This is a genomic window from Cupriavidus sp. 05T41 (assembly GCF_056396525.1).
The window spans coordinates 20695-27400 of record NZ_JBFTLQ010000092.1; the positions used below are offsets into that span (position 1 = coordinate 20695).

Annotated in this window: 7 protein-coding genes; 5 read left to right on the top strand and 2 right to left on the bottom strand. The window is 69.1% G+C overall.

Translation table 11 applies throughout. The annotated features are described in order from the left end of the window. The first annotated feature begins 32 nt into the window (after positions 1-32). The 3 genes from AC1DKV_RS34350 (at position 33) to AC1DKV_RS34360 (ending at position 2762) form a co-directional block, all read left to right on the top strand. Entirely contained in the window at positions 33-830 is a 798-nt protein-coding gene (locus AC1DKV_RS34350; protein ID WP_477139098.1) for a crotonase/enoyl-CoA hydratase family protein, read from the top strand. Positions 831-1151: 321 nt separating this feature from the next. Beyond that, entirely contained in the window at positions 1152-2066 is a 915-nt protein-coding gene (locus tag AC1DKV_RS34355) for a LysR family transcriptional regulator (RefSeq protein WP_477139099.1), read from the top strand. Positions 2067-2285: 219 nt separating this feature from the next. Continuing rightward, complete coding sequence (locus AC1DKV_RS34360; protein WP_441622860.1) at positions 2286-2762, top strand: DUF302 domain-containing protein; 477 nt, start codon at positions 2286-2288, stop codon at positions 2760-2762. 114 nt (positions 2763-2876) lie between these two features. On the opposite strand, the gene madM is transcribed toward AC1DKV_RS34360, so the two are convergent. Both madM and madL read right to left on the bottom strand, forming a co-directional pair. Continuing rightward, complete coding sequence (gene madM, locus AC1DKV_RS34365; RefSeq protein WP_441622862.1) at positions 2877-3653, bottom strand: malonate transporter subunit MadM; 777 nt, start codon at positions 3651-3653, stop codon at positions 2877-2879. Between the two features lie 13 nt (positions 3654-3666). Beyond that, positions 3667-4077, bottom strand: coding sequence for a malonate transporter subunit MadL (gene madL / locus AC1DKV_RS34370; protein ID WP_441622864.1), 411 nt, complete (start codon positions 4075-4077; stop codon positions 3667-3669). Between the two features lie 475 nt (positions 4078-4552). Between madL and mdcA the strand changes: the two genes are divergently transcribed. Together mdcA and AC1DKV_RS34380 are read left to right on the top strand one after the other, a co-directional pair. Next, on the top strand, positions 4553-6211 hold the full coding sequence (mdcA, locus tag AC1DKV_RS34375) for a malonate decarboxylase subunit alpha (RefSeq protein WP_477139100.1): 1659 nt from the start codon (positions 4553-4555) through the stop codon (positions 6209-6211). Then, positions 6211-6706, top strand: a 496-nt coding sequence (locus AC1DKV_RS34380; RefSeq protein ID WP_477139101.1) for a triphosphoribosyl-dephospho-CoA synthase, incomplete at its 3' end; no start/stop codon positions are given. The genes mdcA and AC1DKV_RS34380, both read left to right, overlap by 1 nt.

The following is a 6706-nucleotide window of genomic DNA, read 5'->3' on the forward strand; positions in this document are numbered from 1 at the left end:
GGCAACACAGAAAAAAGAACAAGGAGACCCGCATGACCAGCTTCCTGCGCTACGAGCAACAGGGCCATATCGTGACGCTGACCATGAACGATCCAGAGCGTCGCAACCCGCTMACCGGCAACACCGCCGTGGACGACTTCCTGGCGGCCATCGAGCGCATCCACCGTGACGGCAGCGTGCGTGCCGTGATCATTACCGGGGCCGGCACCGCGTTTTCGTCGGGCGGCAATATCCGCGACATGGAACGCCAGGCCTCGGGCCAGGTGCCCGGCATGGAGATCCGCCAGGACTACCGCTGCGGCATCCAGCGCCTGCCGCTGGCGCTGTTCAACCTGGAGGTGCCGGTGATCGCCGCCGTCAACGGCGCGGCCATGGGCGCGGGCCTGGACCTGGCCTGCATGTGCGATCTGCGCATCGCCTCCGAGCAGGCCCGGTTCGCCGAGAGCTTCGTCAAGCTCGGCATCATCCCMGGCGACGGCKGCGCCTGGCTGCTGCCGCGCATCATCGGCCTGTCGCGCGCGGCCGAACTCACCTTCACCGGCCAGGCCATCGACGCCCGCCAGGCCCTGGAATGGAACCTGGTCTCGCGCGTGGTGCCCGCGGAGCAGCTGCTGCCGGCCGCCAACGAACTGGCCGGGCGCATTGCCGCCAACCCGCCGCACGCGGTGCGGCTGGCCAAGCGCCTGATGCGCGAGGCAATGCACACGCGGCTGGATACCTTGCTGGAACTGTCGGCGGGATTCCAGGCGCTGTCCCACCAGACCGCGGATCACAAGGAGGCGGTGGCCGCGTTCCTGGAGAAGCGCACGCCGGTGTTCACAGGCAACTGAGCGGCCTGGCGGGGCGCCAGGCGTCCTGACGCCCCGCCCTCCGGCATCGGACACACCATTTGCACATCCTCGAGAACGCCATGCTCAACGGCGAAACCATCCGTCTCGACGGCGCAGTACGCATGACGCCGCGCTGAAGCGGGAACGGCCCGGCGGCACCACCGGCACGCCGGCCCTGCTGCACGCGCCCGACGACGGCGACGCCCTGCCCCGGCCGGACGGCAGGCGCGCGAGCGATCCGCCGCCGGCTGGCGTGGCCCGGCGCGAATCTGGTTATCATGGTCCGTTCGTCGCCACCGCACGCAGCAAGGCCGCCTCCCTATGCGAAACCGCATCAACGAAGAAATCACCTTCCGCAAGCTCGAAGTCCTGCTCGCCTACATGGAGGCCGGCAACCTGGCCAAGGCCGCCGAGGCGCTGGACGTGAGCACCGTCAGCGTGCACCGTGCGCTGCACTCGCTCGAGGAGGGCATGTGCTGCGCGCTGTTCCGCCACGAGGGCCGCAACCTGCTGCCCACCGAGGCCGCGCACGTGCTGGCCGAGGTGGCCACCGAGGTGATCAAGACCATGTCAGACGGCATCCGCTCCACGCGCGAGGCCGCCGGGTATTCGGCAGATCACCTCAAGATCGGCTCGCTCTATTCGCTGACGATCCGTACCGTGCCGGAGGTGGTGATCGGCATCAAGGTGCGGCGGCCCGCGCTGCAGGCCGAGCTGGTGCTGGGCTCCAACGCCGACCTGCTGTTCAAGCTCAAGCAGGGTGGCATCGACGCCGCGCTGATGGCCATGCCCGAGCCCGATCCGGATATCGAATCCATCCCCTTGTTCGAGGACGAGATCTACTTCGCGGCGCCGGCCGATTCGGCCTACGCGCGGCAGGCGTCGATCGACCTGCGCGCCTGCCGCGACGAATCCTTCGTCTCGCTCAGCGAAGGCTTCGTCACGTTCCAGGGCTTCCTGGAGGCCTTCCGCATCGCCGACTTCACGCCCAACGTAGTGATGAAGGTGGGCGATATCTTCTCGCTGATGAACCTGGTCAGCGGCGGCGTGGGCTACGCCCTGTTGCCGGGGCGCGTGCGCGACGTGCTGCCGCACAAGGTAGTGCTGATCCCGCTGTCCTCGCAGTACCGCTTGCGCCAGACCATCGGCCTGAGCTTCCTGCGCCGCCGCKAGCGCGATCCGAACCTGCTGGCGCTGGCGGCGGTGTGCCGCCTGGCGATGCGCCGGGAKGCATGACGCCGCCGGGCGGGCCCGCCTGGACGGCCCCGCCCGGCGGCCAGGGCAAGGCTGCCCTGGCCCGACTTCCTGGTCTGCGCCGGCACGGGCCGCCAACTTGAGACGAACGGGCATGTTATCGAGCCTGCCAGGCATCAACACCGCTGGCGGGCAGCCCTAGACTCCAGCCATCGATAGGCCCGGAGTGACCGAATGCCAGACCGACGAAATGCAGGCGCCGTGGCGCGCGCCCTGCGCACGACCCTTCTGACCGCTTTCTGGATGACATCTGCCATGACCGCTCACGCCGAACCGTCCGCAGGCCATCCGGCCGCGGTACTCACCCTGCAAAGCCGCTACGATTTCCAGACCACGATAGCGCGCTTCAAGGACACGCTGGCGGCACGCGGCGTGACCCTGTTTGCCGACATCGACCAGAGCGCGGCGGCGGCGGGCGCCGGGATGACCTTGCGGCCCACCCGCCTGCTGTTGTTCGGCAACCCCAAGGCGGGCACGCCGGTCATGGCGGCAAACCCGCACGCGGCGCTCGAGCTTCCGCTCAGGGCAGTGATCTGGGAAGACGAACAGCACGCCACGCACATCGACTATCAGGATGTGTCCGCAACCATCGATCGCCAGTACGGCATCGACCCTTCCCTGCTGGGCCCGCTGAAGCCGATACCCGCGCTGCTGCGCGGCATCGCCGGACAAGAATGAGCGCACACCATCAGCTGATCGTGCGGCCATAGCCTGCCGGCCCGCACAAGCGACACCGCCCGCCTCATCCCGGCGCCCCCGCCGGAGATGACGCGGGCGGCGGGCCGCCGCCACCTACCCCACCAGCGCCTTGGTCGCCAGGAACAGCAGCGACGGCCCCAGCAGGCAGCCCAGCCCGGTATGGAAAGTGGCCACCAGCGCACCATAGGGCACCAGGCGGCGGTCGGTCGCGGCAAGGCCGGCCGAGACACCGCTGACGGTACCCGCCAGCCCGCCGAACACCATGGCAGCGCGCGGATTGTTCAAGCCCAGGAAGCCTGCCGCCATGGGCGTGCCCACCATCACGATGATCGCCTTGATCAGCCCGGTGGCGATGCTCAGCGCGATCACGTCGGAACTGGCGCCGAGCGCCGCGCCGGTGACCGGACCCACGATGTAGGTCACCGCGCCGGCGCCGATGGTGGTCATGCTGACCGCGTCGCTGTAGCCGAAGGCGCGCGCCACGGCGGCACCCACGATAAACGGCAGGATGGTGCCCAGCAGCAGCGAGACCGCGCCCACCAGCCCTGCCTTGCGGGCTTCCGTCACCTGCACTTCGAAGGCGGTGGCGACGATGGCGAAATCGCGCAGCATGGCGCCGCCCATCAGGCCGATGCCGGAAAACAGCGTGATATCGGCCAGGCCCTTCTCCTTGCCGGTCACGATGCCGCCGTAGTAGGCGAGCACCAGGCCGATCACGATGGCGATGGCCGAGCCATGGATGCGCCCGAAGGTCAGCCAGCGCGACAGCCGCGAAGACAGCCACATGATGATGCCGACCGCGGCGAAGGCCGTGACCAGGCCGTTTTGCAGCAGGACGTTCTGGAGCAGATGGGAAAAAGAGTGCGGCATGATGGTCTACTCCTTAGTGCGCTGCGGGGCTGGGGGTTGCGTCGGGCGACTGCACGGGCGGTAGCGGCGCGTGGTCCCCGGTGCGGCTCAGCACGGCGATGCAGCAGGCCGACACCAGCACCGCGCCGAATGCCGCGATCAGCGCCACGGGTCCCCCGCGCAGGGCGGCGACCACGTTCTGCTGGGCCGCCATCGCCACGACCACCGGGATATACATCGCCCCCCAGAAGCCCACGCCGGCCTCGGTCTCCTTGGGCAGCAGGCCGCGCCCGTGCAGGTAGAGCCGTATCGAGATCAGCAGCAGCATGGCGATGCCCACGCCGCCGACATTGGCCTTCACGCCGATCGCGATGCCCAGCAATTCGCCCAGGTAGAGGCCGACGAGATGGCAGACCGCCAGCAAGGCGGTTCCGTAGATGATCATGGTGTTGTCTCCTGATGGCCTGTCGGCATATCCGCACGCAGGCCGTTTGTCAGTTTGCCGGTCGCCCCGCGGCGGGGACGGCTGGTGTGCCGGTGGCCGGGTGCATGCCCTGCACCCGTGKATGGCCCGGTATGGAATCAATCTAGGCAAGCTGACGCGGCGCATCAATCAAGGCCGCGTGTGAATCGTTAGCTTCAGATTAACGGCGGGCCACCCGCGCTTGCGTTGTCACGCCGCAGAGCGCGCGCGGGCCACGGGCCGGCCACGAATCGGCCGTGAACCGGCCGCAGGCAGGCCGGCGCAGCGCGAGCGCGCAGTGGCGTGCCGTCCTCCCGGCGCAGGGCGCGCCAGCCGTGCATGTCTGCCAGTCAACACTTACACCTGGAGTAACGATGCCGCGCGCAGCGTCATTGCTTACGGTGCGCGCGCTGCGTATCTTGGTCTCATCCACCGCATCAAGCACACCGGAGACGCAATGCCGAACCCCTCCACCGAACGCCAGTGGGACACCCGCCGCAGCGAAAAGCACCGGCGCCTCGCACGCGGTGCCGCCTTTGCCGGCGGCAAGGTCGTACCGACCGCCGATATCGTCCCCTTTCTCGAAGCCATCACCGCCCCGGGCGACCGCGTGGTGCTCGAAGGCAACAACCAGAAGCAGGCCGATTTCCTCTCTCGCTCGCTGGCCGAAGTGAACCCGGCCAAGGTAAACGGGCTGCACATGATCATCCCGAGCGTAAGCCGGGTGGAGCATCTCGACCTGTTCGAGCGCGGCATCGCGCACAAGCTGGACTTTGCCTTCGCCGGCGCGCAGAGCCTGCGCATCTCGCAGTTCCTCGAGGACGGCCAGCTCGAGGTGGGCGCCATCCACACCTATATCGAGCTGTACGCGCGGCTCTACGTGGACCTCACGCCCAACCTCGTGCTGATCGCCGGCTTCAAGGCCGACCGGGACGGCAACCTCTACACCGGCGCCAGCACCGAGGACACGCCGGCGCTGGTGGAAGCCGCCACCTTCCGCGACGGCATCGTGGTGGCCCAGGTCAACGAGATCGTGGACGACCCCGCCGGCCTGCCGCGCGTGGACATACCCGGTTCATGGATCGACTACGTGGTGCAGGCCGACAAGCCTTTCTTCTGCGAGCCGCTGTTCACGCGCGATCCGCGCCTGATCAAGCCGGTGCACGTGCTGATGGCGATGATGGCGATCCGCGGCGTGTATGAGCGCCACAAGGTCCAGTCGCTCAACCACGGCATCGGCTTCAATACCGCCGCCATCGAACTGATCCTGCCCACCTATGGCGAGTCGCTCGGCCTCAAGGGCAAGATCTGCAAGTACTGGACGCTGAATCCGCACCCGTCGCTGATTCCCGCCATCGAATCCGGCTGGGTCGAAAGCGTGCACAGTTTCGGCAGCGAACTSGGCATGGAGAACTACGTGKCSGCCMGGCCSGACGTSTTCTTCACCGGCGCSGACGGTTCGCTGCGCTCCAACCGTGCCTTCTGCCAGCTGGCCGGCCAGTATGCGGTGGACCTGTTCATCGGCTCGACGCTGCAGATCGACGGCGACGGCCACTCGTCCACCGTCACGCGCGGGCGCCTCTCCGGCTTTGGCGGCGCTCCCAACATGGGCCACAACCCGGGCGGCCGGCGCCATCCCACGCCCGCGTGGCTGGACCTGATCGAGACTGACGACCCGCTCGCGCGCGGCCGCAAGCTGGTGGTGCAGATGGTGGAGACCTTCCAGGCCGGCGGCAAGCCGACCTTCGTCGAATCGCTCGATGCGGTGCAGGTGGCGAAGGACAGCGGCATGCCGCTCGCCCCGGTGATGATCTACGGCGACGACGTCACGCACGTGCTGACCGAGGAAGGCATCGCCTATCTCTACAAGGCACGCTCGATCGAGGAACGCCGCGCCATGCTGGCCGCGGTGGCCGGCGTCACGCCCATCGGCCTGCGCCACGAAACCAGCACCACGCGACGCATGCGCAGCGATGGCCTGATCGCGCTGCCCGAAGACCTGGGCGTGCAGCGCAGCCAGGCGACACGCTCGCTGCTGGCGGCCAAGAGCATGGCCGACCTGGTCGACTGGTCCGGCGGGCTGTACGAGCCGCCGGCACGCTTCAGGAGCTGGTGATGGCGAGCCCCGCGCTGCTGCTGCCCGTCGATGCCGGCTTCTCTCCCGCCGCCGTGCGGCTGGCCGACCTCGCCGTGGCCGCGCTGATCGACGAGGCCGCGCTGTCGCCCAAGCCCGGCCTGGTGGACAGCCGCGGCAACGGCGCCCATGACGACCTGAGCCTCGCGCTGATGTGCCGCTCCGCGCGGGCGCTGCATCCCGCCTTCGCGGCCATGGCCGCGGCCGGCCTGCAGGCCGCGCAGCCCGGCGTGGCGCTGCGCGAGCAGCTGGGCGCGCTTGGCCGCGAGGCCGAGGCGGCGATGATGCGMGCCACCKGCGGCGTCAATACGCACCGCGGCGCCATCTGGAGCCTGGGCCTGCTGCTGGGCGCGGCGGGCTGGCACCAGCAGGCGCGCACGCCGCACGGCGCGCACGAGGTGGCGCGCACCGCCGGCGCCGTCGCGCGCCTGCCGGACCGCCACCGTCCCGCGCGCACCGGCCACAAGGGCGAGCGCG